Source organism: Vibrio ouci (assembly GCF_004551525.1).
GTDB lineage: Bacteria > Pseudomonadota > Gammaproteobacteria > Enterobacterales > Vibrionaceae > Vibrio > Vibrio ouci.
Genome location: NZ_SATR01000022.1, coordinates 31,435 through 58,022, shown reverse-complemented (window position 1 = coordinate 58,022; position 26,588 = coordinate 31,435). Strand labels below are relative to the sequence as shown.

21 protein-coding genes are annotated in these 26,588 nt (G+C 47.1%); 11 read left to right on the top strand and 10 right to left on the bottom strand.

The window, feature by feature from the left end; all coding sequences use genetic code 11:
• Positions 1–17: 17 nt before the first annotated feature.
• Complete coding sequence (locus ELS82_RS14895) at positions 18–1,541, bottom strand: YifB family Mg chelatase-like AAA ATPase (protein WP_134836176.1); 1,524 nt, start codon at positions 1,539–1,541, stop codon at positions 18–20.
• A 477-nt stretch (positions 1,542–2,018) separates the two neighbouring features.
• Between ELS82_RS14895 and ilvG the strand changes: the two genes are divergently transcribed.
• The 6 genes from ilvG to acuI all read left to right on the top strand — a co-directional run bounded on the left by ilvG (position 2,019) and on the right by acuI (position 9,487).
• Positions 2,019–3,665 (top strand): acetolactate synthase 2 catalytic subunit, encoded by a 1,647-nt coding sequence (gene ilvG / locus ELS82_RS14890; RefSeq protein ID WP_134836175.1) that lies wholly within the window; start codon positions 2,019–2,021, stop codon positions 3,663–3,665.
• Position 3,666: 1 nt separating this feature from the next.
• Positions 3,667–3,951: an acetolactate synthase 2 small subunit gene (gene ilvM, locus ELS82_RS14885; protein WP_004411027.1), complete on the top strand. Its 285-nt coding sequence runs from the start codon at positions 3,667–3,669 to the stop codon at positions 3,949–3,951.
• Between the two features lie 12 nt (positions 3,952–3,963).
• Positions 3,964–4,908 (top strand): branched-chain-amino-acid transaminase, encoded by a 945-nt coding sequence (gene ilvE / locus ELS82_RS14880; RefSeq protein ID WP_134836174.1) that lies wholly within the window; start codon positions 3,964–3,966, stop codon positions 4,906–4,908.
• Between the two features lie 11 nt (positions 4,909–4,919).
• Positions 4,920–6,761, top strand: a complete 1,842-nt coding sequence (gene ilvD / locus ELS82_RS14875; RefSeq protein ID WP_134836173.1) for a dihydroxy-acid dehydratase — start codon at positions 4,920–4,922, stop codon at positions 6,759–6,761.
• Positions 6,762–6,764: 3 nt separating this feature from the next.
• A complete protein-coding gene (gene ilvA, locus ELS82_RS14870) occupies positions 6,765–8,312 on the top strand; it encodes a threonine ammonia-lyase, biosynthetic (protein ID WP_134836172.1) in 1,548 nt (515 codons plus the stop codon).
• A 194-nt stretch (positions 8,313–8,506) separates the two neighbouring features.
• Entirely contained in the window at positions 8,507–9,487 is a 981-nt protein-coding gene (gene acuI / locus ELS82_RS14865) for an acrylyl-CoA reductase (NADPH) (protein WP_134836171.1), read from the top strand.
• A gap of 60 nt (positions 9,488–9,547) precedes the next feature.
• Here acuI and ELS82_RS14860 read toward each other — a convergent pair whose 3' ends face one another.
• Together ELS82_RS14860 and ELS82_RS14855 are read right to left on the bottom strand one after the other, a co-directional pair.
• Positions 9,548–10,489 (bottom strand): LysR family transcriptional regulator, encoded by a 942-nt coding sequence (locus tag ELS82_RS14860; protein ID WP_134836170.1) that lies wholly within the window; start codon positions 10,487–10,489, stop codon positions 9,548–9,550.
• A gap of 155 nt (positions 10,490–10,644) precedes the next feature.
• Entirely contained in the window at positions 10,645–10,836 is a 192-nt protein-coding gene (locus ELS82_RS14855) for a hypothetical protein (protein ID WP_071985918.1), read from the bottom strand.
• A 134-nt stretch (positions 10,837–10,970) separates the two neighbouring features.
• On the opposite strand from ELS82_RS14855, the gene tusA reads away from it, so the two are divergent.
• On the top strand, positions 10,971–11,219 hold the full coding sequence (gene tusA, locus ELS82_RS14850) for a sulfurtransferase TusA (RefSeq protein ID WP_053439990.1): 249 nt from the start codon (positions 10,971–10,973) through the stop codon (positions 11,217–11,219).
• 46 nt (positions 11,220–11,265) lie between these two features.
• Here the strand turns inward: tusA and ELS82_RS14845 are convergent, their stop codons facing one another.
• Entirely contained in the window at positions 11,266–11,526 is a 261-nt protein-coding gene (locus ELS82_RS14845) for a hypothetical protein (RefSeq protein ID WP_004417254.1), read from the bottom strand.
• Between the two features lie 161 nt (positions 11,527–11,687).
• Entirely contained in the window at positions 11,688–12,242 is a 555-nt protein-coding gene (locus tag ELS82_RS14840; protein WP_134836169.1) for a TMEM165/GDT1 family protein, read from the bottom strand.
• Positions 12,243–12,695: 453 nt separating this feature from the next.
• On the opposite strand from ELS82_RS14840, the gene glyQ reads away from it, so the two are divergent.
• The 4 genes from glyQ (at position 12,696) to ELS82_RS14820 (ending at position 19,442) form a co-directional block, all read left to right on the top strand.
• Positions 12,696–13,634 (top strand): glycine--tRNA ligase subunit alpha, encoded by a 939-nt coding sequence (gene glyQ, locus ELS82_RS14835; RefSeq protein ID WP_126575736.1) that lies wholly within the window; start codon positions 12,696–12,698, stop codon positions 13,632–13,634.
• Between the two features lie 2 nt (positions 13,635–13,636).
• Positions 13,637–15,703: a glycine--tRNA ligase subunit beta gene (gene glyS / locus ELS82_RS14830; protein WP_134836168.1), complete on the top strand. Its 2,067-nt coding sequence runs from the start codon at positions 13,637–13,639 to the stop codon at positions 15,701–15,703.
• A gap of 204 nt (positions 15,704–15,907) precedes the next feature.
• Entirely contained in the window at positions 15,908–17,995 is a 2,088-nt protein-coding gene (locus ELS82_RS14825) for an alpha-amylase (RefSeq protein WP_134836167.1), read from the top strand.
• Positions 17,996–18,188: 193 nt separating this feature from the next.
• Positions 18,189–19,442 carry a valine--pyruvate transaminase gene (locus tag ELS82_RS14820; RefSeq protein WP_134836166.1) on the top strand — a complete coding sequence of 418 codons (1,254 nt, stop codon included), beginning with the start codon at positions 18,189–18,191 and terminating at the stop codon, positions 19,440–19,442.
• Positions 19,443–19,583: 141 nt separating this feature from the next.
• Here ELS82_RS14820 and ELS82_RS14815 read toward each other — a convergent pair whose 3' ends face one another.
• The 5 genes from ELS82_RS14815 to dnaA all read right to left on the bottom strand — a co-directional run bounded on the left by ELS82_RS14815 (position 19,584) and on the right by dnaA (position 26,551).
• Positions 19,584–20,018: an Hsp20 family protein gene (locus ELS82_RS14815; RefSeq protein ID WP_134836165.1), complete on the bottom strand. Its 435-nt coding sequence runs from the start codon at positions 20,016–20,018 to the stop codon at positions 19,584–19,586.
• 439 nt (positions 20,019–20,457) lie between these two features.
• The gene (gene gyrB / locus ELS82_RS14810) at positions 20,458–22,875 is read right to left on the bottom strand and encodes a DNA topoisomerase (ATP-hydrolyzing) subunit B (RefSeq protein WP_134836164.1); all 2,418 of its coding nucleotides are present in this window, start codon (positions 22,873–22,875) and stop codon (positions 20,458–20,460) included.
• A 13-nt stretch (positions 22,876–22,888) separates the two neighbouring features.
• Positions 22,889–23,971 (bottom strand): DNA replication/repair protein RecF, encoded by a 1,083-nt coding sequence (gene recF, locus ELS82_RS14805; RefSeq protein WP_134836163.1) that lies wholly within the window; start codon positions 23,969–23,971, stop codon positions 22,889–22,891.
• A gap of 1 nt (position 23,972) precedes the next feature.
• The gene (gene dnaN / locus ELS82_RS14800) at positions 23,973–25,073 is read right to left on the bottom strand and encodes a DNA polymerase III subunit beta (protein WP_134836162.1); all 1,101 of its coding nucleotides are present in this window, start codon (positions 25,071–25,073) and stop codon (positions 23,973–23,975) included.
• A gap of 71 nt (positions 25,074–25,144) precedes the next feature.
• Positions 25,145–26,551, bottom strand: coding sequence for a chromosomal replication initiator protein DnaA (gene dnaA / locus ELS82_RS14795; RefSeq protein WP_134836161.1), 1,407 nt, complete (start codon positions 26,549–26,551; stop codon positions 25,145–25,147).
• Positions 26,552–26,588: the final 37 nt, after the last annotated feature.

Sequence of the window (26,588 nt, the reverse complement as noted above, 5' to 3'; positions counted from 1 at the left end):
GCGACTTACGGGCATTGTTAGACCGCCTGAGCCGTCAATTCTCTGAGTAATCTATCCATCGCTCGATAGCCGAGTGCTTCAGCCAAATGAGTACGCGTAATATGCTCGACGCCTTCTAGATCAGCGATAGTGCGTGCCACCTTGATAATGCGATGATAAGCTCGAATGGAGAGCCCTAATCGATGCAAGGCATTTTCTAAGAACTGAGCATCTTGCTTATCTAACGGGCAATAACGTTCTATTTCTCGACTGCCGAGTAAGGCATTCACTTTATTCGAACGCGATAACATAGCGTCACGAGCAATATAGACTCGTTCACGTACCACAGCGGTTGGCTCGCCTCTATCTCCTCCTTCAGCTAACGTCCCTTTGGGTAATGCCGGAATTTCCAGTGACATATCAAAACGATCAAGTAATGGCCCAGATAAGCGGCTGAGATAACGTAAGATGGTTTGCGGATTGACTCTCGATTGATTGCCTTCGTAGTAACCCGTTGGACTTGGATTTAATGCTCCTACTAACTGAAAGCGGGCTGGAAAACGGGTTTTGCCCTGCGCCCGTGAGATGATAATTTCTCCCGACTCTAATGGCTCACGCAAAGAATCCAGCACCTTACGTTCAAATTCGGGCATTTCATCTAAAAACAGTAAACCATTATGGGCTAATGAGATTTCACCAGGGCGAGGAATGGAGCCGCCACCAACTAACGCCGCCATGGAACTGGAATGATGAGGGGCGCGAAACGGGCGCTGTTTCCAGTTATGGATATTGATCTCTTGCTGGGTCAATGACGCCACCGAAGCGGTCTCCATCGCTTCATCACAGGTCATTTCCGGTAATAAGTCACACAGCCGAGAAGCAAGCATGGTTTTTCCGGTCCCGGGCGGGCCTAAAAACAGGAGGTTATGATTCCCCGCCGCTGCGATTTCTAACGCACGCTTACCTTGTTGCTGACCAATAATATCTTGTAGATCTCTTTGCAGTTCCCGCTTTACGCTTAATGATGACGTTTGGTGCAGTGCCAATGCTTGCTGACCACACAAATCAGCACACACTTCGAGTAAACTCTGCGCTGACTTATGCGTATCTGCGCCGACTAACGCTGCTTGGTCACCATTATGATGAGGAACAACCAGTCGACGCTGAGCCTTGTTCGCCGCCAATGCCGCAGGTAATACGCCTTTCACGCAGCGCAGTTCTCCAGATAAAGCCAGCTCACCGATAAACTCAATATCGGCCAGCGCTTGCAGTGGAACTTGTTCGGATGCGGCCAAAATGCCTAACGCGATCGGTAAATCAAACCGCCCACCCTCTTTAGGCAAATCTGCCGGAGCAAGGTTGACGGTAATCCGCTTGGCGGGAAACTCAAAGCGAGAGTTAATGATCGCGCTGCGCACTCTATCTCGGGACTCTTTGACCGTGGTTTCCGGTAACCCAACCAATGTAAAGCCTGGCATACCATTACTAATGTGGACTTCGACCGTCACCGCAGGCGCTTCAACCCCGACACAGGCTCGGCTATGGATAACAGCTAGGCCCATAATCTAACCACCTGACTATTGTTGCTCATTTATACCCCTGATAGTTCGTTTATTTTGTTATCAAGGTTGTTATATAGCTTGGCTAGATGCTGAAAGAATGTGAAAAAAGAATGAGTTTTTGCTTGTCATTTAACGGAATTGTATGTTACCACTAGAGACGCAAACATTTTCGTGCCTAACTAGGCACACATATAACTAAAGAAATAAAGATGAACTTCAACGCCCGCACTAACGCACTGATTGCCCTGATTATCGTGGTCATTATTGACACCACGCGGGGTCTAGTGGGCGAAAGATAGCCACAGAATAGAAAAAACCCCCGCACTGAAAAGTCCGGGGGTTTTTTACAATTAGTACGCCGTAAATTTAGGCATATAACGAATTTAAAAGCTCATATAAGGGCTGCAGGAAGAATGGGAGCGCACATGATGTGCAATGCAACACAACAACAAATGACAGACCACCAGGAGGTTTACGATGACAGGTGCTGAGTTAGTCGTAGCCGCTTTGGCGCAGCAGGGGATAAAAACGGTATTTGGTTACCCAGGCGGGGCCATCATGCCAATCTATGATGCTCTATACGATGGTGGTGTTGAACACATCCTCTGTCGTCATGAGCAAGGGGCAGCAATGGCCGCTATCGGTATGGCCCGCGCAACACAAGATGTCGCTGTCTGCATGGCAACATCAGGTCCAGGAGCAACCAACCTAGTCACAGGTTTAGCGGATGCCTTTATGGACTCTATCCCTCTAGTGGCGATCACAGGTCAGGTTGCAAGCTCTCACATTGGTACTGACGCATTCCAAGAAATGGATGTGATCGGCATGTCCCTTTCATGTACTAAACACAGCTACCTAGTTACTGACATCAATGAACTGGCACCAACCTTAGCCGAAGCCTTTGAAGTCGCTAAAGCTGGTCGCCCTGGCCCTGTCATTGTTGATATCGCTAAAGATGTCCAGCTTGGCCAAGCTCCTGTAAAGACCTTACCTGACTTTACGCCACCTAACGCGCCAGTCGCCAACACTGACGACATCGCTAAAGCTCAACAACTGTTATCACAAAGCTCTCGTCCGGTTTTATACGTTGGCGGTGGTGTACAACTTGGCCACGCGACGGACTCTGTGCGCGAATTCCTGCGCTTAAATCCAATGCCATCAGTTAGTACCTTGAAAGGTCTAGGCACGATCGAGCGTCACGACCCGCACTACCTTGGCATGCTAGGTATGCACGGCACCAAAGCGGCTAACCTAGTGGTACAAGAGTGTGACTTACTGATTGCAGTGGGCGCGCGTTTTGATGACCGAGTAACAGGCAAGCTCGATACTTTTGCGCCGAACGCTAAAGTCATTCACATCGATATCGACGCCGCGGAACTGCACAAGCTGCGCACCGCAAACGCAGCGGTTCGCGCCGAGATCCCAGCCGTTCTTCCTCAGCTAGAGTTAACTCACGACATCACGCCTTGGGTTAAACACAGTGAAAGCTTACGTAGCGGATTTAAATGGCGCTACGACCATCCGGGCGAACTTATCTACGCACCAGGATTACTAAAACAGCTTTCCGACCTGATGCCAGATAGCTCAATCATCTCAACCGATGTTGGCCAGCATCAAATGTGGGCAGCGCAACATATCCAACCGCGCGATCCACAAAACTTCATCACATCTGCTGGCCTTGGCACTATGGGCTTCGGTCTTCCTGCTGCGATGGGCGCTGCCGTCGCTCGCCCTGATGATCAATCTATACTTATTACTGGGGATGGCTCATTTATGATGAACATCCAAGAGCTCGGTACGCTAAAGCGTCGCCAGATCCCGGTAAAAATGGTGTTACTGAACAACCAACGCCTCGGCATGGTTCGTCAGTGGCAATCACTGTTTTTTGATGGCCGCCATAGCGAGACCATCCTAGATGACAACCCTGACTTTGTAATGCTAGCTAAAGCCTTTGATATTCCTGGTAAAACCATCACTAAGAAAGAAGAAGTTGAGCCAGCACTAAAAGAAATGCTAGAAAGTAAGACGTCTTATCTTCTTCATGTTCTAATCGATGAGGAAGAAAACGTCTGGCCACTTGTACCACCAGGTGCTTCAAACAATGAAATGCTGGAGAACACATAACATGGAAAGATACCTAATCGACATCAAAGCAGACGATAAACCTGTCCTGTTAGAGCGTGTTCTTCGCGTTGTTCGCCACCGTGGCTTTATTGTTAAGCAAGTGGCAGGCACGCAAAACCACGAAAGCAAAGTCGCGAGCGTCGAGATCATCGTTGATAGCGATCGCCCAATTTCATTTCTCACCAATCAGATCGAGAAGCTTTGGGATGTACGCACCGTTGAAGTAACGCAAATTGCGCGCGACGAACTACCGAATAACAACCTACAACAAAAGATTTGTGCATAAGGAAGGCAATAAATGGCTACAAAAACTGCAGATTACATTTGGTTCAATGGTGAAATGGTTCCTTGGGCAGAGGCGAATGTACACGTGTTAACTCACGCAATGCACTACGGTACTTCGGTTTTCGAAGGGGTACGCTGTTACAACACACCTAAAGGTCCAATTGTCTTCCGTCACCTAGAGCACGCAAAACGTCTTAAAGATTCAGCGAAGATTTACCGCTTCCCGATTCCTTACACGGTTGAAGAGATCATGGAAGCAACGCGCGAAACACTGCGTCAAAACAAGCTAGATAGCGCTTACATTCGCCCGCTAGGTTTTGTTGGTAATGTTGGCCTTGGCGTTTGTCCGCCAGCAGACACAGAAATGGATCTGATCATTGCAGCCTTCCCTTGGGGCTCATACCTAGGTGAAGAAGCGCTAGAAGCTGGCGTAGATGCGATGATTTCAAGCTGGAACCGCGCAGCACCAAACACTATCCCTACTGCGGCTAAAGCAGGCGGTAACTACCTATCATCACTACTAGTCGGTGGTGAAGCACGTCGTCACGGTTACGACGAAGGCATCGCACTAAGCGTAGATGGTTACCTATCTGAAGGTGCAGGTGAGAACATCTTTGTAATTAAAGATGGCGTGATCACCACTCCACCAGCAACCAGCGCAATCCTGCCAGGTATTACTCGCGACTCGATCATGACGCTGGCACGCGATCGTGGTTATGAAGTACGTGAAGCAAACATTGCTCGTGAAGCACTTTACCTTGCAGACGAAGTATTTATGACAGGTACAGCAGCAGAAGTTGTTCCGGTTGCAACCATCGATAAGATTGAAGTGGGCACAGGCAAACGCGGCCCAATCACCAAAGAACTGCAAGAAGCATACTTTGGCCTATTCAACGGCACCACTGAAGATAAGTGGGGCTGGTTAGATTACGTTTACCCAGAAGACGCGGCGAAATAAGGAAATAGAAGATGCCTATATATAGATCAGCAACCACCACTCATGGCCGTAACATGGCGGGTGCTCGTGCCCTTTGGCGCGCAACTGGGGTAAAAGACGAAGATTTTGGTAAACCAATTATTGCCGTAGTTAACTCATTCACTCAATTCGTACCGGGCCACGTCCACCTAAAAGATATGGGCCAACTAGTCGCGGGTGAAATCGAAAAAGCCGGTGGTATTGCAAAAGAATTTAACACCATTGCGGTCGATGACGGTATCGCAATGGGTCACGGCGGTATGCTTTACTCACTGCCATCACGTGAACTGATCGCTGACTCAGTTGAGTACATGGTCAACGCCCACTGTGCGGATGCGATGGTGTGTATCTCTAACTGTGACAAAATTACTCCAGGGATGCTAATGGCCTCTATGCGCCTCAACATTCCAGTGATCTTTGTGTCTGGCGGCCCCATGGAAGCAGGTAAAACCAAGCTTTCTGACCAAATCATCAAGCTCGACCTTGTTGATGCGATGATCCAAGGTGCAGACCCGAAAGTATCGGACGAGCAGAGTGAACAGATCGAGCGTAGCGCATGTCCAACTTGTGGTTCATGTTCAGGTATGTTCACCGCGAACTCAATGAACTGTCTAACTGAAGCGCTGGGTCTTTCTCAGCCAGGTAACGGTTCAATGCTAGCAACCCACGCAGACCGTGAGCAGCTATTCATCAATGCGGGGAAACGTATCGTTGAACTGACGCGTCGTTACTACGAACAAGATGACGAATCAGCACTGCCGCGCAATATTGCTACGTTTGACGCATTTGAAAACGCGATGGCGCTAGATATCGCAATGGGCGGTTCAACCAATACCATTCTTCACCTGCTAGCCGCTGCGCAAGAAGGTGAGATTGACTTCGATATGGACGATATCGATCGCTTGTCTCGTAAAGTGCCTCATCTATGTAAAGTGGCGCCATCAACGCAGAAATATCACATGGAAGACGTACACCGCGCTGGTGGTGTAATGGCTATCCTGGGTGAACTAGACCGCGCAGGTCTACTGCATAATGACGCTCGCACTGTACTTGGTCTTTCAATGAAAGAGCAGCTCGCTAAGTACGACATCATCCAAACGGAAGACGAAGACGTATTGAAGTTCTTCCGCGCTGGTCCTGCTGGTATTCGTACCACTAAAGCGTTCTCACAAGACTGTCGTTGGGATCGTCTTGATGATGACCGTGCTGAAGGTTGTATCCGTACCAAAGAAAATGCCTTTAGCCAAGAAGGTGGCCTAGCAGTACTGTCAGGTAACATCGCCCTTGATGGCTGTATCGTTAAGACCGCTGGCGTGGATGAAAGTATCCATAAATTCACTGGCCCTGCAGTTGTGTTTGAAAGCCAAGAAGATGCAGTAGAAGGCATCTTGGGCGGCAAAGTAAAAGCCGGTGATGTTGTGATTATCCGTTACGAAGGTCCTAAAGGTGGCCCGGGTATGCAAGAAATGCTTTACCCAACCACTTACCTAAAATCTATGGGTCTTGGTAAAGAGTGTGCACTTCTGACTGATGGTCGTTTCTCTGGTGGTACATCAGGTCTATCAATCGGTCACGCTTCTCCTGAAGCAGCAAACGGCGGCGCAATTGGTCTGGTTAAACAAGGCGATATTATCGCAATTGATATTCCAAACCGTTCAATTTCTTTACAAGTTTCTGAACAAGAGCTTGCTGAGCGCCGTGCGAAACAAGACGAGTTAGGCTGGAAACCAGTCGACCGTCAACGTGAAGTTTCATTTGCACTAAAAGCGTACGCAAGTATGGCGACCAGTGCTGACAAAGGTGCAGTACGAGATAAATCAAAGCTAGAGGACTAGCTTATGAATGACTCAATACTTTCAGGGCAAGAACCTCAAACTGGCGCGGATTACCTGCGCCAGATCTTGCGAGCGCCTGTTTATGAAGTGGCAACGGTAACGCCACTTCAAGAAATGCCACGCCTGTCGGCACGTATTGGTAACAATGTGCAGATCAAACGCGAAGACCGCCAGCCGGTACACTCGTTTAAACTGCGCGGCGCGTACAATATGGTCGCGAGCCTGACTGATGAGCAAAAAGCTGCGGGCGTGATTACCGCATCCGCGGGTAACCATGCCCAAGGTATGGCGCTATCAGGTACAAAGCTCGGCATTAAGACCACCATCGTGATGCCAAAAACCACTCCTGATATCAAAGTCGAGGCGGTACTTGGCTTTGGTGGTAACGTGGTTTTACATGGCAGCAACTTTGATGAAGCGAAAGCTGAAGCAGAGCGTCTGTCTGCTCAGCATGGATACACCTTTGTACCACCCTTCGATCACCCATTAGTGATTGCAGGTCAAGGTACGATTGGTATGGAGATGCTGCAGCAAAATGGCCATCTCGATTATATCTTCGTTCCTGTAGGTGGCGGCGGTCTAGCAGCCGGTGTTGCGGTGCTGGTTAAACAGCTAATGCCAGAAATCAAAGTGATTGCCGTTGAGCCAGAAGATTCAGCCTGTCTAAAAGCAGCGCTGGATGCCGGTGAGCCGGTAGTACTCGATCAGGTCAGTATGTTTGCCGATGGTGTTGCGGTTAAGCGCATTGGTGAAGAGACCTATCGTTTATGTGAAAAGTACATTGATGGTCATATCTCTGTCTCCAGTGATGAAATCTGCGCGGCAGTCAAAGATATCTTTGAAGACACTCGTGCTATCGCTGAACCTTCTGGCGCACTTGCACTAGCTGGTCTAAAGAAGTTCGCTGAACAGAATAAGCTTGAAGACAAGCAACTTGGCACAGTGCTGTCAGGTGCTAACACCAACTTCCATGGTCTGCGTTACGTCTCTGAGCGTTGTGAGCTGGGTGAAAAGCGTGAAGGTCTGTTGGCTGTCACCATCCCAGAGCGTCAAGGTGCATTCTTTGAGTTCTGTAACCTGATTGGCGGCCGTGCAGTGACTGAGTTTAACTATCGCTACAACGACGACAAACTAGCGAACATCTTTGTTGGTGTCCGTTTGCAAGGTGGTCAAGAAGAGTTAGACAACATCATTCATGATCTCCGTGACGGCGGCTACCCAGTGGTCGACCTCTCTGATGATGAAATGGCCAAACTGCACGTGCGCTATATGATTGGAGGTAAACCTTCGAAGCCACTTAAAGAGCGTCTTTACAGCTTTGAATTCCCAGAATACCCGGGTGCACTAGTGAAATTCTTAAGCACGCTTGGTACTCACTGGAATATCAGCCTATTTAACTACCGTAACCACGGTGCTGACTATGGTCGAGTACTGTGTGGCTTTGAGCTTGATGAGTCAGACTTATCCCGCTTCTCAGCCCATTTACGAGAGCTCGGCTATCAATGTAAAGATGAAACCGACAACCCGTCGTACAAGTTCTTCCTTTCATAAACTCTTAAGCCCTTAACCCACTCGGTTAAGGGCTTTTCTTATCTACATCCCTAAACAATTTCTCACTTGCTTATACTTTGGTCAAAATGCGTGATACGCATAGATATAATGCTAAAGTTTCATTTTTGTCATAGCCAGTTTAGGTCTACACTGAACCCAGTTTTTAAATTGCTGCTCTATTTGTGGAGATCACTATGTTTAACGCACTGATTCTAAACCAAGAAGAAAAACGTACTATCGCAACCATCGAACAGATCGATGAAGCACAACTGCCAGAAGGCGAAGTACTGATCGATGTTGATTACTCATCACTAAACTACAAAGACGGTTTAGCAATCACGGGTAAAGGCAAAATCATCCGCAACTTCCCGATGGTGCCAGGTATCGACCTTGCCGGTACGGTAGTGAGCTCTGAAGATGACCGATACCAAGCAGGTGACAAAGTTGTCCTAACTGGTTGGGGCGTAGGTGAAAACCACTGGGGCGGCATGGCACAGCGCGCGCGTCTAAAAGCGGACTGGCTAGTACCACTACCACAAGGCCTAGATAGCAAAAAAGCTATGATGGTCGGTACAGCTGGCTTTACTGGCATGCTGTGTGTTCAAGCGCTACTTGATGCTGGCATCAAACCTGAAGATGGTGAAATCCTAGTGACTGGCGCAAGTGGCGGCGTAGGCTCAGTAGCAGTCACACTGCTAGCTCAACTAGGCTACCAAGTTGCTGCGGTAACAGGTCGCGTTGAACAAAACGGTCCACTACTAGAGAAACTTGGCGCTAGCCGCATTATCGACCGCGTAGAATTTGAAGAGCCAGCACGTCCGCTTGAAAAGCAAATCTGGGCAGGTGCGGTTGATACTGTCGGCAGCAAAGTACTGGCGAAAGTACTGTCACAAATGGATTACAACAGCGCAGTAGCCGCTTGTGGTCTAGCGGGTGGTTTTGACTTACCGACTACAGTAATGCCGTTCATTCTACGTAATGTACGCCTGCAAGGTATCGATTCAGTATCGTGCCCAACCGAAAAACGCATCGCGGCATGGGAAAAACTAGTTGAGTTACTACCAGACAGCTACTTCGAGCAAGCATGTACCGAAGTAGAGCTAGCAGAAGCGCCAAAATACGCTGAAGACATCACTAACGGTCAAGTAACAGGCCGCGTAGTTATCAAGCTTTAAGCACGCACAATAAAAAAGAGCCAGCATCTGTAATGCTGGCTCTTTTTTTATTCAAGCGGTTTAGTCCAAACCAATATCTTCAATTCGTTTGGCAATCAAGCGACTGCATTCTTCCTTTACGATTCCACGTAACCACTCCTGAGCTGGTGAATGTTCACAGCGTGGATGCCAGATCATCGAGTAATCAAAAGGGGTAAATTGGAACGGCAGTGGCTTTATCACTAAGTCGTAACGCTCGGCGACTAAATAAGCTAAATCAGCTGGCACAGTAATAATGATTGGCATGGTATCGACAATCGCTAGCGCCGCTTCAAGATGGTATGCGCGCAGCGCCATTTTGCGTCTTGGTTGGTCGACCAAAGCACCTTCAATCAGAGCCTTAACGCCATCACTGATCGCAATCATCGCATGGGGATAAGTCAGGTAGTCCGCCAAACTCATCTCTTCATCAGCGAGTGGATGCTGCTTTGAGAGCAAACACAACACACCGACACGGCCTAGTATTTCGCTACGGAGTGGCGCAACCGGACCAATTGGACGACAAATGGCTAAATCTGCGCCTTCTGCGGTGAGCTGATCGGCCAAACGGTCATGCTGCAGCGGTAAGAAATTAAACGATACATTGGGCGCTTCTTGATAGATACGCGGCAAAGCAAACGGCAAAATAGTTTGCATCGCATAGTCCGTGGTCGCAATGGTAAAGGTTTGGTCACAGCTTTGCGGCTCAAACTCAATCGGTGATAACAACTGACGCAGTGACTCGAGCGGCTCACCCAAACAGCGATCAATCTCTAACGCTTTTTCGGTCGGGATTAAGTGTTGCCCTTGGCGGGTAAATAAAGGGTCACCAAGCATCTCTCGCAATCGACCTAGCACTCGACTCATCGCAGACTGACTGAGGTTTAAACGATGGGCAGCTTTACTCACGCTGCACTCTTCAATTAACACTCGCAGTGCGACTAGCAAGTTAAGATCACGACGATAGATGTCTTCTAATTCCACGTTGAGCCACTAATTTCTATAAGGGATTAACTTGATTGTACCTTTTTCAGGCAAAAAAAATCCCGCTTTTCAGCGGGGAAGCCCAAGAAAACTGGGGATAGTGTCGGAATGTAGTTGAGCGTAGTGGTAAAAACAGATAACAGTTGGAAGTGCTATTATCCGTTCTCTTGTTCTTCAGATGCGCTCGGCCAGCGATGCATCTCAAGCCAAATCCCTACAACCGTCGCGCCCATACCAAGCAATGGCATAAACGAGGACGATTCTGCTGGTGAACGTAAAACAAGGGCGCAAAAAGAGATAAAACACAGCACGGAATAGATGGTTAAACGATCTAGAGCTGTCAACATACTTGCTTTCCTTGTTAATTGTTACCAACTTGTTAACTAAGTTAAAACAAATTGTTCACTTTGCCAAGGGGTTATTGAATATTTTTTCTTCACTAGTATTATCTAGGCCAAATTGAGTAACCAAAGATACGACCATGACATTCAATCCACAGCAGGCAGACAAAACCTTAGAGGCAGAAGGATTACGCTGCCCAGAGCCAGTTATGATGGTCAGGAAGACAATTCGAAATATGCAGGATGGAGAAGTGTTGCTTGTGAAAGCCGATGATCCATCGACGACACGCGACATTCCTAGTTTTTGCCGCTTTATGGATCATCAACTGATAGATTCTCAAACTGAAGAGCTACCTTTTCAGTACCTAATCAAGAAAGGCATGGAGTAATCTCTGCCTGAGAAAACAAAACGGCAGCCAGATGGCGGCCGTTTTTTTATTCATCATATTCGAGGGTGCGGACTTCGCTTTGCAGTTTGTTGAGCTGTTTTCTCATCGTGCGCATCTCTTCATGCATAGGAATAATATGCGCGACGCGGATCCAAGCTTCAACCGTCAATCCAGTCAAAATAAACGACCCTGCGACTATCGGTAGCCACATATCAGTTAGCACCATTGCCAATAGGCATAGCGCCAAGCCGAAGGTGAACAAATAACTCTGACTCTTAGGGGTCATCCCCATATAACGTGTAAGCATAACCTTGCCCTCTCGCTATCATCCACAAGGTTAAATTACCATGACAACTATGACACTAATATGTCAGCGATCACGTATCAGTTCGAATTTAAGTCAGAGTTTGATCTAACGCGATTTCATCGATAGTTATTGATATTTAACATCGTAATCGCAGCTTTTGGCTACAGTACCGCAGCGCCAATCGCCAGAGCGACAAACAACAAAGCCGTGACTTTTCGAATCAAAGCCAGTGGCATTTTATCCGCGGAAAGTTTACCAATCAGTACCACAGGAACATTGGCCAACAACATACCGATGGTGGTGCCAAGAATCACCCAAGTTAACGCATCAGCATACTGCGCACCCAGAATCGAGGTCGCGATTTGAGTCTTATCGCCAATCTCTGCAACGAAGAATGCAATAAAACTAGCGATAAACGGGCCACGATTGGAAATCTGTTCGTCATCATCCAACGTATCAGGAATCAGTACCCAAGCCGCCATGGCAATAAAACTGACCACCAGCACCCATTTCAAGGTTTCAGGTGTCATGTAATCTGCGACAACCACACCAAGCCATGCAGCTAAGGCATGATTAGCAATAGTGGCAAGAAAAATTGCAGCAATAATAGGGATTGGTTTGCGGTATCGACTGGCTAGTAAAAGTGATAGTAATTGAGTTTTATCACCGATCTCCGCCAGTGCGACGGTGGTGATTGAGATAGCTAAAACGCTCACGACATGCTCTTCATGGGGCGGGAATATTATATTTAACCAAAGACAAACCTCATGCCCCACCCCGGTTCATGATGATTTGTCTAAGGTCTTGCTAAACCACATCGGCATGTTGTTATTGTGCGCCGATATTGGGTCTCGAATGCCATGATGATTTTGCATCAATTATGTTGACAGACGAACCTACTATCCCAGTGTTGATAAATAGGTAAGCTACTCCCCAAAGACGGTGTGATTCTAACCAGCTCAAGGATGATTCTCAACCGCCAAACTGCAAATAAACTCCCTTTTAAGAGAATTTGGTTAGATAAGTCGGAAAAATTCCACTAAAGGAGATTTTCGCCTACGAATTAATCAAGATTAGCGCTACTCCCATGCCAAATATCTGGGTATACTTGATTGTTATTTTTCTCTGTTTTAGACAGACCTTTTACTCAAAGAATTGCGCGAATTACTATGCAAAAATACGATATCAAAACCTTCCAGGGAATGATCCTCGCGCTGCAGGATTACTGGGCACAAAACGGTTGTACTATTGTTCAACCTCTAGATATGGAAGTAGGTGCGGGCACCTCTCACCCAATGACATGTCTACGTGCACTTGGCCCAGAGCCAATGTCGACAGCTTACGTTCAACCTTCACGTCGTCCTACCGATGGCCGTTACGGTGAAAACCCGAACCGTCTGCAGCACTATTATCAATTCCAAGTAGCCCTAAAACCTTCTCCAGATAATATTCAGGAGTTGTACCTAGGCTCACTTGAAGTTCTTGGTATCGATCCGCTAGTTCACGATATTCGCTTCGTCGAAGACAACTGGGAAAACCCAACGCTAGGCGCATGGGGTCTTGGTTGGGAAGTATGGCTAAACGGTATGGAAGTAACTCAGTTCACTTACTTCCAGCAAGTTGGTGGCCTTGAGTGTAAGCCTGTTACTGGTGAGATCACTTACGGTATCGAACGTCTAGCAATGTACATTCAAGAAGTAGACTCAGTTTACGACCTTGTATGGAACGTGGCACCAGACGGTAGCAACGTGACTTACGGTGATATCTTCCACCAAAACGAAGTTGAGCAATCAACCTACAACTTCGAGCACGCTGACGTAGATTTCTTATTCACTTTCTTCGACCAGTGCGAGAAAGAGTGTAAAGAACTACTTGAGCTAGAGAAGCCACTTCCGCTTCCAGCTTACGAGCGCATTCTAAAAGCAGGTCACGCATTCAACATCCTTGATGCGCGTAAAGCTATCTCTGTTACAGAGCGCCAACGTTACATCCTTCGTATCCGCAACCTGACTAAATCAGTTGCTGAAGCATACTACGCATCACGTGAAGCGCTTGGCTTCCCTATGTGTCGTACCCAAGAACAAAAAGTTCAAGGCGAGGAGAAGTAATCATGGCTAAAGAATTTCTAATTGAACTGGGCACGGAAGAGCTACCACCAACGCAACTTCGCACTCTAGCGGAAGCGTTCGCAGCAAACTTCGAAGCTGAGCTAAAAGGCGCAGACCTAGCACATGAAGGTGTGAAATGGTACGCCGCTCCTCGTCGTCTAGCACTTAAGGTTTCAGCGCTAGCTGAAGGCCAAGCAGACAAAGTGGTTGAGAAGCGTGGTCCTGCAGTTTCTGTCGCATTCGATGCTGACGGCAATGCAACTAAAGCGGCTCAAGGCTGGGCTCGTGGTAACGGCATCACTGTTGAGCAAGCTGACCGTCTAGTCACAGACAAAGGCGAATGGCTGCTGTTCAAACAGGAAGTAAAAGGCCAAGCAACGTCTGAAATCGTTGTTGAGCTGGCAGCAAAAGCACTAGGTAACCTGCCTATCGCTAAGCCAATGCGTTGGGGTAACAAGACAACTCAGTTTATCCGCCCGGTTAAAACGCTAACTATGCTAATGGGCACTGACCTTATCGAAGGTGAGATCTTAGGCGTAGCATCAGACCGCACTATCCGTGGTCACCGCTTCATGGGTGAGCAAGAGTTCACTATCGAATCTGCAGAGCAATACCCAGCGATCCTAGAAGAGCGCGGTAAAGTAATGGCAGATTACGAAGCGCGTAAAGCGATCATCCTTGCTGACTCGCAAAAAGCAGCAGCAGCGGTTGGTGGTACAGCAGATCTAGAAGATGACCTAGTAGAAGAAGTGACTTCTCTGGTTGAGTGGCCAGTAGTCCTAACTGCGAAGTTTGAAGAAGAGTTCCTAAAAGTACCTTCTGAAGCTCTGGTTTACACCATGAAAGGTGACCAGAAGTACTTCCCTGTTTACGATGACAACAAGAAGCTACTGCCTAACTTCATCTTCGTTTCAAACATCGAATCAAAAGAGCCTCGCTACGTAATCGAAGGTAACGAGAAGGTTGTACGTCCACGTCTTGCGGATGCAGAATTCTTCTTCAACACTGACCGTAAGCGTCCTCTAATCGACCGTCTACCTGAGCTAGAGCAAGCTATCTTCCAGAAGCAGCTTGGTACTATCAAAGACAAGACTGACCGTATTACTGAACTTGCTGGCTACATCGCTGAGCAGATCGATGCTGACGTTGAAAAATCTAAGCGTGCTGGTCTTCTAGCTAAGTGTGACCTAATGACATCTATGGTATTCGAGTTTACCGATACTCAAGGTGTAATGGGCATGCACTACGCGACTCACGATGGTGAAGACGAGCAAGTTGCACTAGCGCTTTACGAGCAGTACATGCCTCGTTTCGCCGGTGATGACCTACCAAGCACAGGTATCTCATCTGCTGTAGCAATGGCAGACAAGCTAGACACTATCGTAGGTATCTTCGGTATTGGCCAAGCTCCAAAAGGTTCTGACCCATTCGCTCTACGTCGTGCATCTCTAGGTGTACTACGTATCATCGTAGAAAACGGCTACAACCTAGACCTAACAGACCTAATCGCAAAAGCGAAGTCTCTGTTTGCTGACCGCCTGACTAACGACAACGTTGAAACTGATGTTATTGAATTTATGCTTGGTCGTTTCAATGCATGGTACAAAGACGAAGGCTTCAGCGTGGATATCATCCAAGCTGTACTGGCTAACCGTCCAACCAAACCAGCAGACTTCGATCAGCGCGTGAAAGCGGTATCTCACTTCCGCGAGCTAGAAGCCGCTGAAGCACTAGCCGCTGCGAACAAGCGTGTAGGTAACATCCTAGCGAAATTCGACGGTGAACTAGCTGCAGACATCGACCTTGCACTTCTACAAGAAGACGCAGAGAAAACACTAGCAGAAAGCGTTGAAGTAATGACAGAAGCACTAGAGCCAGCGTTCGCTACAGGTAACTACCAAGAGGCGCTAAGCAAGCTAGCGGGTCTACGTGAGCCTGTTGATGCATTCTTCGATAACGTAATGGTAATGGCAGACGACGAAGCTCTGAAGAAGAACCGTCTAACGCTACTTAACAACCTACGTAACCTGTTCCTTCAGATTGCGGATATTTCTCTACTACAGAAATAATCACCGTTGTAAGGTATTAGAAAAAGGGAAGCATTGAGCTTCCCTTTTTTATTAGCGACTTTTTATTGGCGATTAAGGCTAAAAATGCGTTTTGTGAACTCTATAAAATTGTGTAGGGATAAATTCGCCCACCAGTAGGATCATCACTCGGATTGTAGTGGCACTGTTTTGTTATAAACAGCGTAAATATTCGGGAAAGATTCTATGAAAAAGTCTATTTTAGCCCTATCAGCATCTCTTTTAGCCGCTTGCACCCAAACACCCAATAATGCTCTGACCCTAACTATTGGAGATTCGCAGGCCACGTTTGAGCAGCAAGGTGACGGCCTACTTATTGCTGAGCAAACACTGACCAAAGGCAGTTACTCACTCTCTATCGCAGACCACCAGCAAAGTTGTGGCAGTCGCTACGCACTGCAAGATGCCGCGCGCATCAAGTTCAATAAAGCACTTACGCTTGATAACTGTGCTGATTCTGCCGCGATCCCGATGCGAGTATTCCGTGCCAATACCTACCAGTTTATTCTCAACCGAGACTCCAACCAGCTTACCGTTAAAGTGAAACCTAAAGCGGACGCGATTGCTCGTTATCAATGTCCTGTTGCGAGTGATCAACCCACTAGCATTGATGTATCCTCGACCTTCGCTAATGGCAGCACCATTCGCGATGCCTTAACCGGTCAACAAGCTATCGTCAACAACGGCAAAGTAAGCTTAAAAGCGGGTGTAATGAGCCAAGGCGTGATGTTACTAGAGCAAGTGGAATCGCCAGAATCTACAGCGTTTAGTTGGGATAATGCGACGGTCTATTTTGTTATGACGGACCGCTTTTACAACGGCAATCCAAACAATGACCATAGTTATGGCCGCAGCAATGATGGCGATAAAGAGATCGCCACCTTCCATGGCGGCGATCTGGCTGGGTTAACCGAAAAGTTAGATTATCTTGAAGAGTTAGGTGTGAATGCACTGTGGATCACCTCTCCATTAGAGCAAATTCATGGCTGGGTAGGCGGCGGTAGCAATGGTGATTTCAAACACTATGGTTACCACGGTTATTACCACCAAGATTGGACTAAACTTGATTCCAATATGGGCACTGAACAAGAGCTTAAAACCTTAATCGATACTGCACACAGAAAAGGGATTCGTATTATCTGGGATGTGGTGCTCAACCATACGGGTTATGCAACATTAGCCGATATGCAGGCGTTCAATTTTGGCCAGTTGTATTTAGATGATCAAGAAGCGCTAGATATTCTCGGTGAACAGTGGACGGACTGGACACCAAAGCAAGGTCAAAACTGGCACAGCTTTAATGACTATATTAACTACCGTGATGGTGAGGCGTGGCAAAAATGGTGGGGCAAAGATTGGATTCGCACCGATATTGGAGATTATGACCAGCCCGGCTATAACGACCGCACCATGTCATTGGCACATTTACCGGATATCAAAACAGAGTCTGGGCAAGCTACTGGATTGCCCAATTTCTATCGCAATAAATCGACTAACGCACAGGATGTCAGCCAAACACCCCAACAGCACTTAATTACCTGGCTATCTGATTGGGTTAGAGAATATGGCATTGATGGCTTTAGAGTCGATACCGCCAAGCATGTCGAGTTTGAAACTTGGCAACAGCTAAAACTCGAATCGACAGCAGCGCTCGCGGAGTGGAAGCAAAACAATCCAGACAAAGCGCTCGATGATTTACCATTCTGGATGACAGGTGAAGTGTGGGCGCATAGTGTGGTTAAGAGCCCCTATTTCGACCACGGCTTTGATTCGATCATCAACTTTGAATTCCAAGGCGATGTCGCACCGAAAGCACTAAGCTGCTTTGCTGACCTCGACCGTGATTACCAGCGCTATGCAGAGCGAATCAATCAAGACAGTAGCTTTAACGTCTTAAGCTACTTGTCATCTCACGATACCTCTCTGTTTTGGGGTAGCCGAGCCAAAACCATTGAACAGCAAGTTCGCGCTGCCAACGCATTAATGCTGGCACCCGGCGCAATTCAGATTTATTACGGCGATGAGATCGCACGTGACTTTGGCCCGACCGGTTCAGATCCTCATCAAGGGACGCGTTCAGATATGCCATGGAATCAGATAACCGGTGAGCGCCAGCAACTGCTCGAACACTGGCAAAAGCTTGGACAATTTAGACAACGCCATCCTGCTGTCGCTCAGGGCGAACACATTACCCGCCACCAACAAGGTTACTACGCCTTCGAGCGCCGCTATCAAGATGACAAGGTGCTCGTGGTTTACACAGGCTCGCAATAAGTACGCAGATCGGTATTAGCCCGTTTTTTCACTAAGCCAACATCACGATGTTGGCTTTTTTTCACTCAATACTAATTCTCGCTTTGCTCTATTTGCACATTAAGGTATGTTCAGGGATTACTCTATTGGTCAGCAACGCACTGACTGTTCTATACATAAAGCAATGACAATAATGAATTAGGTACAACAAGTAATGCAGTTCTCAAAATTTGGTGAAAAATTTAATCAGTATTCAGGCATCACCCAACTAATGGATGATTTAAATGATGGTCTACGCACTCCTGGTGCCATCATGCTCGGCGGAGGCAATCCAGCCGCCATTCCAGCCATGCTCGACTACTTTCGCCAAGCCAGTGAGGATATGCTCGCCAGTGGAGAGCTCGTCTCCGCGATGGCCAACTATGATGGACCGCAAGGCAAAGATGCCTTTGTAAAAGCACTCGCCAAGCTGTTGAAAGATACCTATGGCTGGGATATTTCAGAAAAGAACATCAGCTTAACCAACGGCAGCCAGAGTGGATTTTTCTACCTATTTAACCTGCTTGCTGGTCAACAACCAGATGGCTCACAAAAAAAGATTCTACTGCCACTCGCCCCTGAATATATTGGCTACGGCGATGCTGGAATTGATGAAGATATCTTCGTTTCCTACCACCCAGAAATCGAACTACTTGATAACGGCCTGTTTAAATACCACGTTGATTTTGAACAGCTTAAAGTCGATGACTCGGTTGCCGCGATTTGTGCCTCTCGCCCAACCAACCCAACCGGTAACGTGCTGACGGACGAAGAGATCCATAAGTTGGATAAGCTGGCACGTGAAAACAATATTCCGCTGATCATTGATAATGCCTACGGCCTGCCATTCCCAAATATTATCTTTGAAGATGTGCAGCCGTTTTGGAATGAGAACACGATTCTATGCATGAGCTTATCTAAACTTGGTCTGCCAGGCGTGCGCTGCGGTATCGTGATTGCTAGCGAAGAAGTGACTCAAGCTATGACCAATATGAACGGTATTATCAGCTTAGCCCCGGGTAGCCTTGGTCCAGCTCTAGCCAATCATATTATCGGTAAAGGCGATCTATTAAAGCTGAGCTCTGATGTGATCAAGCCGTTCTATAAGCAGAAATCATTACGCGCGGTCGAATTGCTGCAAGATGCCATTTCAGACCCTCGCTTCCGTATCCATAAGCCGGAAGGGGCGATTTTCTTATGGCTCTGGTTTGACGAACTGCCAATCACAACCATGGAACTGTATGCTCGCTTGAAAGCACGCGTGGTATTAATTGTACCTGGTGAATATTTCTTTATTGGCCAAGAAGACGATTGGGATCATGCTCACCAATGTCTACGTATGAACTACGTTCAAGATGATGAGATGATGCAAAAAGGCATTAAGATCATCGCTGAAGAAGTTGAGAAAGCTTACAACGAAAGTAAGTAGAGATTCCCTACTCGGTCGTTCCTCCCTCTATGGAATGACACTATAAATAATCCAATAAAAAAGAGCACCGCCTTTTTCAAGGTAAGGGTGCTCTTTCACTCTTCTTCCCGAATATACTCAGCTAGTTAAAGCTGATGGCATTTAGCCCTCAATCAAATTCTTGCCATTAATCGCAATCTTGCGTGGCTGCATCGCTTCTGGGATTTCACGCTCTAGGTCAATGTGTAGTAGACCGTTTTCCATGCTTGCACCTACGACTTTTACGTAGTCAGCTAGCTGGAATTTACGTTCGAAATCACGCTCTGCGATACCTTGGTATACGTAGGTCTTTTCAGCTTCTGTTTTACGCTCACCCTTCACGATCAACATATTTTCTTTTTGAGTCAGATCGAGTTGGTCTTCAGCAAAGCCGGCAACTGCCATGGTAATACGGTAGTTGTTCTCATCTTTTTGCTCGATGTTGTACGGAGGGTAACCGCCAGAAGTGTTCTTCGAGGTGTTTGCTTCCATCATGCTGAATAGACGATCGAAGCCAATTGCGTTGCGGTAAAGTGGAGTGAAATCTACAGTTCTCATAATGCTATCCTTTTAGTAAGCAATAGTCTTAGTCGTGAGTTTGCGCGGATCTACCTTGTATAGATCGTTGCCGACTAAGGGACTCATTCACTATTCCTCTGGCTACCTCTGTTAGGTCTAAGCGCGGGGACATAGCAACGAATCAAGTTTTAAATTGTGTGCCTCAAAGGTCATCCTCTCTTGAGCAATGCCTTGTCAGCGAGTCCAGAGGTTCTGTTTCTTCTCTTATGAGCAAGACAGCTTTCCTCTTCAACAATAGATATGTGGTTGGGGAAAATCAGTTTCAAGGGATAAAAGTAAAAAAGTTGCTAGTTTCGAGTGGCTAGTGGCTAGTGGCTAGATTAATACTAACTGGTTGTTTTAATTACCCTCCAATAAAAAAGCGCAAATCTTTCGATCTGCGCTTATTCTAGAGACTCACTGCTAGTAACGAGGAACGTTATACATCCAAATTAGCAACTTTCAGTGCATTCTCTTCAATGAAGTTACGACGCGGTTCAACTTGGTCACCCATTAGCGTGGTGAACAGTTGGTCAGCACCTACTGCATCTTCAATCGTTACTTGCATCATGCGGCGTGTTTCTGGGTCCATCGTCGTTTCCCAAAGCTGATCTGGGTTCATCTCACCCAGACCTTTGTAGCGCTGTAGGCTTAGACCACGACGTGACTCTTTGATTAGCCATTCTAGTGCGTCAACAAAGCTTGATACAGGCTGAGTACGCTCACCACGTTTAATGTAAGCACCCTCTTCAACTAGACCATCTAATGCTTCAGAAAGAGACGCTAGCTTGCCGTATTCTTTCGAGTTGATTAGGTCGATGCTCAGTGCATGCTCATGGGTCACACCGTGAGTACGAACGACAATCTTAGGTAGGCTTAAACCTAGCTCAGCGTGTTGTTCTACTTCGAAGCTGTATTGGCTTGCGCCTACTTCTTTGGCATTTAATTGCTCAACAAGCTGCTTAGTCCAAGCTTCTACTGTTGATGCATCATGACACTGCTCTGCGGTTAGACGAGGCGTGTAGATTAACTCATGAATGAGCGCACGTGGGTAACGGCGGCTCATACGATCTACTAGCTTAATACCCGCATTGTATTGCTGTACTAGCTTCTCTAGTGATTCACCTGATAGCGCAGGCGCTTCTGGGTTAACATGTAGAGCTGCATTGTCTAGAGCAAGAGCCACTTGGTACTGGTTCATTGCATCTTCATCTTTGATGTACTGCTCTTGTTTACCTTTCTTCACTTTGTAAAGTGGTGGCTGAGCGATGTACACGTAGCCACGCTCAATAAGCTCTGGCATTTGACGGTAGAAGAAGGTCAATAGTAGCGTACGGATGTGCGAACCATCGACATCGGCATCGGTCATGATGATGATGTTGTGGTAACGCAGTTTATCTGGGTTGTACTCGTCACGACCGATACCACAACCAAGTGCTGTGATAAGCGTTGCAACTTCCTGAGAAGACAGCATTTTGTCGAAGCGTGCTTTTTCAACGTTAAGAATCTTACCTTTTAGCGGTAGGATTGCTTGGTTCTTACGGTTACGGCCTTGTTTTGCGGAGCCGCCTGCCGAGTCACCCTCCACTATGTATAGTTCAGAGAGTGCAGGGTCTTTTTCCTGACAGTCAGCTAGCTTGCCTGGTAAACCCGCTAAATCGAGCGCGCCTTTACGACGAGTCATTTCACGAGCTTTACGCGCTGCTTCACGAGCACGTGCTGCATCGATAATCTTAGAACAAACCATCTTCGCTTCTGCCGGGTTCTCAACTAGGAACTCAGACAGTTTCTCACCCATTGCCGATTCAACCGCAGATTTCACTTCAGATGAAACCAGCTTGTCTTTTGTTTGGCTAGAGAACTTAGGATCTGGCACTTTCACCGAAACAACTGCCGTTAGACCTTCACGCGCATCATCACCTGATGTCGCAGTCTTCGCTTTCTTCGAGAAGCCTTCTTTGTCCATGAACGAATTCAAGGTACGAGTTAGAGCTGCACGGAAACCAGCAAGGTGAGTACCACCATCACGTTGAGGGATGTTGTTAGTGAAACAGTAGATGTTTTCTTGGAAACCATCGTTCCACTGCATCGCTACTTCAACTGAAATACCATCTTCACGTTCGAAATCGAAGTGGAAGATTTTCTCGATGATAGGTGTTTTGTTGGTGTTTAGGTGATCAACGAACGCTTGGATACCACCTTCAAACATGAAGTGGTCGCTCTTGTCTTCTTCACGCTCATCTTTAAGCTTGATAGAAACACCAGAGTTTAGGAATGATAGCTCACGTAGACGTTTTGCTAGGATATCATAGTGGAACTCAGTGTTAGTGAACGTCTCGCCACTTGGCCAGAAACGGATTTGAGTACCGGTTTTATCCGTATCGCCCACCACAGCTAGTGGCGCTTGAGGCTCACCGTGATGGTAAGTTTGGCTATGGATATGACCACCACGATGGATAGTTAGCGTCACTTTTTCTGATAGTGCGTTTACTACCGAAACACCAACACCGTGTAGACCACCCGATACCTTGTATGAGTTGTCATCGAACTTACCACCAGCGTGAAGTACCGTCATGATAACTTCTGCAGCTGATACTTTCTCTTCTGGGTGCATTTCCGTTGGGATACCACGGCCGTCATCGCTCACAGAAACTGAGTTGTCCTCATGAATTGTCACAATGATGTCTTTACAGTGACCTGCCAACGCTTCATCAATTGAGTTATCCACCACCTCGAAAACCATGTGGTGCAGACCGGTACCATCATCCGTGTCGCCGATGTACATACCAGGACGCTTACGTACTGCGTCCAGACCTTTTAGTACTTTAATACTCGATGAATCGTAATTTTCAGACATGAGTTATCTTCCGCTATATATTTTGCTCTATTGTGCCATGTTCCACATGGAACATCCTGCCATTTTCATCTCGCATATCTGCAATCTGACTGTCAGTAATAGAACTTACAAAAACTTGAGCCCCCGTCTCTTTCAAGCAGTCAGCAAGACGCTTGCGACGTTGGCTATCTAATTCAGATGCAAAGTCATCAATTAAGTAGATACATTGCTTGCCAGTCATTTCAGTCAGGTGTTGCCCCTGCGCAACCCGCAGCGCACACACCATCAGCTTTAACTGGCCTCGTGACAACACGTCCTCTACGGGAGTGCCATTCACTTTTATGCGTAAATCGGCTTTATTTGGCCCACTAAAGGTGTAACCAAGCGCCTGATCACGCTCAAAATTCTTTTCTAGTATTTCTTGATATGGGGTCTCTTTATCCCAACCACGATAATACTTTAATTGGATATCAAATTCTGGCAAAAACTCTTGGCAGATCTGCTCCGCTTTGACTTTCATCTGCTCAATGTAAGTCGCTCGCCACTGACTGATGTTTTCAGCCAATCTTGCCATCTCCTGATCCCAGTAGCTGAGCTCTCGATAGCTGGTGGCGGTTTTCAACAAAGCATTACGTTGCTTGTTGAGACGTTTAAATCGCCCCCACGCATCATAAAAAGCAGACTCAGTATGAAACACACCCCAGTCGATAAATGCACGGCGATGTTTCGGCCCGTCCGTTAGTAGATCAAACCCTTCCGGATGAATCAACTGCAAAGGTAAGACTTGAGCCAGTTGTGCCAACTTTTGTCCAGATTGACCGCCTATTTTAACCTCTGTTGAGCCGTCACGCTGCTTATTAATGCCAATTGGTAGCTCAAATTGATCCGAGTTCAAAAAACGACCGTGAACAAACAGTTCATTACACTCATTTTGAATCACTCTTCCAGTCAATGAGCTTTTAAACGAGCGACCATGACCAAGCAGATAGATGGCTTCTAAGACACTGGTTTTGCCACTGCCATTCGGCCCAATAAGAAAGTTAAAGCCTGCTGACAGGTTAATGTCACAGGCTTCAATGTTTCTAAATTGTTTTATGATGAGGCGAGAAAGCGGCATGCTAGAGTCGAATCGGCATTACCACGTACATGGCGCTGTCGTCGGCGGCATTCTCAATCAGTGCACTGGCGTTGGCATCAGACATGGATATTCGAACCGTTTCACAGCGCAATGTATTGAGCACATCCAATACGTAGCTGACGTTGAAACCAATCTCAATTGGCTCACCTTCAAAGCTGACGTCAAGCATCTCTTCCGCTTCTTCTTGCTCTGGGTTATTGGCGGTAATACGCATTTCAGTATCCGCTAGGTTCACGCGTACACCACGGAACTTCTCGTTGGACAGAATTGCGGCACGCGAGAAAGCTTGGCGCAGTTCATCACAGCCCGCTTCTAGCGTTTTACTGGTGCTTTGTGGCATTACGCGGCGGTAGTCAGGGAAACGACCATCGACCAGCTTAGAGGTAAACACATAGTTATTTACTTCAGCTCGTACGTTTGAACTACCAATCTGCAGTACAACTGGCTGCTCTGGCGCATCAAGTAGCTTAACCAGCTCAAGCACACCTTTACGCGGCACGATGATTTGCTTTTGTGCAAAGTCCGCACCTAGCTGAGTTTGAGATACCGCCATACGGTGACCATCAGTCGCTACACTACGCAATGTCGTACCTCCGATTTCAAACAGCATACCGTTGAGGTAGTAACGCACATCTTGGTTTGCCATCGAAAATTGGGTTTTTTCCACTAAGCCACGCAGCTCAGCTTGAGTCAACGAGACTTCAACTTCACTCTGCCAATCTTCAATATTTGGAAAGTCATTAGCAGGCAATGTAGATAGAGAGAAACGACTGCGGCCAGAACGAACTTGCACGCGATCACCTTCCAAGACGAAAGTGATCACTGAGTCGTCAGGTAAGCCACGACAAATATCGAGGAACTTACGTGAAGGGACAGTAATACTGCCGGCTTCAAATTCGCCTTCCAAAGTGACACGACTAATCAGCTCAACTTCTAAGTCTGTTGCCGTCATCGATAGCACGTTGTCTTCTACTTTGAGTAATAGGTTGCCTAGAATTGGCAAAGTAGGACGACCACCTAGTGCACCTGACACTTGTTGAAGTGGTTTAAGCAGGTGGCTACGCTCAATGGAAAATTTCATAGGATGCTCTTATCCGAATTCGTTATTGTTGCTCGATGCTTAGAATACTGTGAATCAAGAAATAGTGCGAATTAAGAAGAAAGTGTACGAATCAGATTCGAGTAATCTTCTTTAATATCGTGGCTCTCTTCACGCAGCTGTTCAATCTTACGGCAGGCATGCAAAACCGTCGTATGGTCACGACCACCGAATGCATCACCGATTTCAGGTAAGCTGTGGTTGGTAAGCTCTTTCGCCAATGCCATCGCTAGCTGACGCGGGCGAGCAACTGAACGTGAACGACGTTTAGACAGCAGATCAGCAACTTTAATCTTGTAGTATTCCGCCACTGTCTTCTGGATATTGTCGATAGTGACCAACTTCTCTTGTAGCGCCAGCAAATCACGCAGCGCTTCACGCACGAAATCGATAGTAATCGGACGACCGGTAAAGTTGGCATTGGCAATAACGCGGTTTAATGCGCCTTCTAGCTCACGAACATTAGAGCGTAGACGCTTAGCAATAAAGAACGCCACTTCATCCGCAAGGTGGATTTGGTGGTCTTCGGCTTTTTTCATCAAGATCGCGACGCGAGTTTCAAGCTCAGGAGGCTCGATCGCAACGGTTAGACCCCAACCAAAACGAGATTTAAGACGATCTTCTACGCCGCTGATCTCTTTTGGATAGCGATCCGAAGTCAGGATGATCTGTTGATTGCCTTCAAGCAAAGCGTTGAATGTATGGAAGAATTCTTCCTGTGAACGCTCTTTATTGGCGAAGAATTGAATATCGTCGATAAGCAGCGCATCAACACTACGGTAGTAACGCTTAAACTCTTCAATCGCGTTATTTTGCAGTGCTTTTACCATATCTTGCACGAAACGCTCAGAGTGCATGTAAACCACTTTGGCGTTTGGTTTATTATCAACAATGGCATTACCAACCGCATGCAGAAGGTGCGTTTTACCCAGGCCTGTACCACCGTATAGGAACAGCGGGTTATAAGCAGAACCTGGGTTATCAGAAACTTGACGCGCCGCAGCCAAACCCAGTTGGTTTGACTTACCTTCAACGAAGTTAGTGAATTTATGTTTCGGGTTTACATTCGAGCGGTGATTGATGTCAGCGATCGCTTGCGCATCATCATCCCAAGTTTTATGTACCGGTTTGCGCGCTTGTAGCTGCGCTGGCGCTGAAGATTCTGCGGCCACATCGGCTGGCGTACGTTTAGGTACAGGCTTTGGCGCCGCAACAGGGCGACTGCCGACTTCAAAACGCAAGCTCGGTACGTCATTACCGCAATACTCTTGCAGTAGACGATTGATGCTATTTAGGTATTTATCGCGAACCCAGTCCAAAACAAAACGGTTTGGGGCAAATAAAGTGAGCGTATTGTCATTGAGCTCTGCTTGTAACGGACGAACCCACATGCTGAATTCCGTTGCTGGTAGCTCTTCTTGAAGCTGTTGCAAACATTGCAACCAAAGCGAAGATGACACGGTGCCCCCACTCGAAGTAATTGATCTGAAAAGATTG

Coding starts and splice junctions, on each gene's coding strand:
- ELS82_RS14895 (WP_134836176.1), bottom strand. CDS start 1,541: ATGGGCCTAGCTGTTATCCATAGCCGAGCCTGTGTCGGGGTTGAAGCG.
- ilvG (WP_134836175.1), top strand. CDS start 2,019: ATGACAGGTGCTGAGTTAGTCGTAGCCGCTTTGGCGCAGCAGGGGATA.
- ilvM (WP_004411027.1), top strand. CDS start 3,667: ATGGAAAGATACCTAATCGACATCAAAGCAGACGATAAACCTGTCCTG.
- ilvE (WP_134836174.1), top strand. CDS start 3,964: ATGGCTACAAAAACTGCAGATTACATTTGGTTCAATGGTGAAATGGTT.
- ilvD (WP_134836173.1), top strand. CDS start 4,920: ATGCCTATATATAGATCAGCAACCACCACTCATGGCCGTAACATGGCG.
- ilvA (WP_134836172.1), top strand. CDS start 6,765: ATGAATGACTCAATACTTTCAGGGCAAGAACCTCAAACTGGCGCGGAT.
- acuI (WP_134836171.1), top strand. CDS start 8,507: ATGTTTAACGCACTGATTCTAAACCAAGAAGAAAAACGTACTATCGCA.
- ELS82_RS14855 (WP_071985918.1), bottom strand. CDS start 10,836: ATGTTGACAGCTCTAGATCGTTTAACCATCTATTCCGTGCTGTGTTTT.
- tusA (WP_053439990.1), top strand. CDS start 10,971: ATGACATTCAATCCACAGCAGGCAGACAAAACCTTAGAGGCAGAAGGA.
- ELS82_RS14845 (WP_004417254.1), bottom strand. CDS start 11,526: ATGCTTACACGTTATATGGGGATGACCCCTAAGAGTCAGAGTTATTTG.
- glyQ (WP_126575736.1), top strand. CDS start 12,696: ATGCAAAAATACGATATCAAAACCTTCCAGGGAATGATCCTCGCGCTG.
- glyS (WP_134836168.1), top strand. CDS start 13,637: ATGGCTAAAGAATTTCTAATTGAACTGGGCACGGAAGAGCTACCACCA.
- ELS82_RS14825 (WP_134836167.1), top strand. CDS start 15,908: ATGAAAAAGTCTATTTTAGCCCTATCAGCATCTCTTTTAGCCGCTTGC.
- ELS82_RS14820 (WP_134836166.1), top strand. CDS start 18,189: ATGCAGTTCTCAAAATTTGGTGAAAAATTTAATCAGTATTCAGGCATC.
- ELS82_RS14815 (WP_134836165.1), bottom strand. CDS start 20,018: ATGAGAACTGTAGATTTCACTCCACTTTACCGCAACGCAATTGGCTTC.
- gyrB (WP_134836164.1), bottom strand. CDS start 22,875: ATGTCTGAAAATTACGATTCATCGAGTATTAAAGTACTAAAAGGTCTG.
- recF (WP_134836163.1), bottom strand. CDS start 23,971: ATGCCGCTTTCTCGCCTCATCATAAAACAATTTAGAAACATTGAAGCC.
- dnaN (WP_134836162.1), bottom strand. CDS start 25,073: ATGAAATTTTCCATTGAGCGTAGCCACCTGCTTAAACCACTTCAACAA.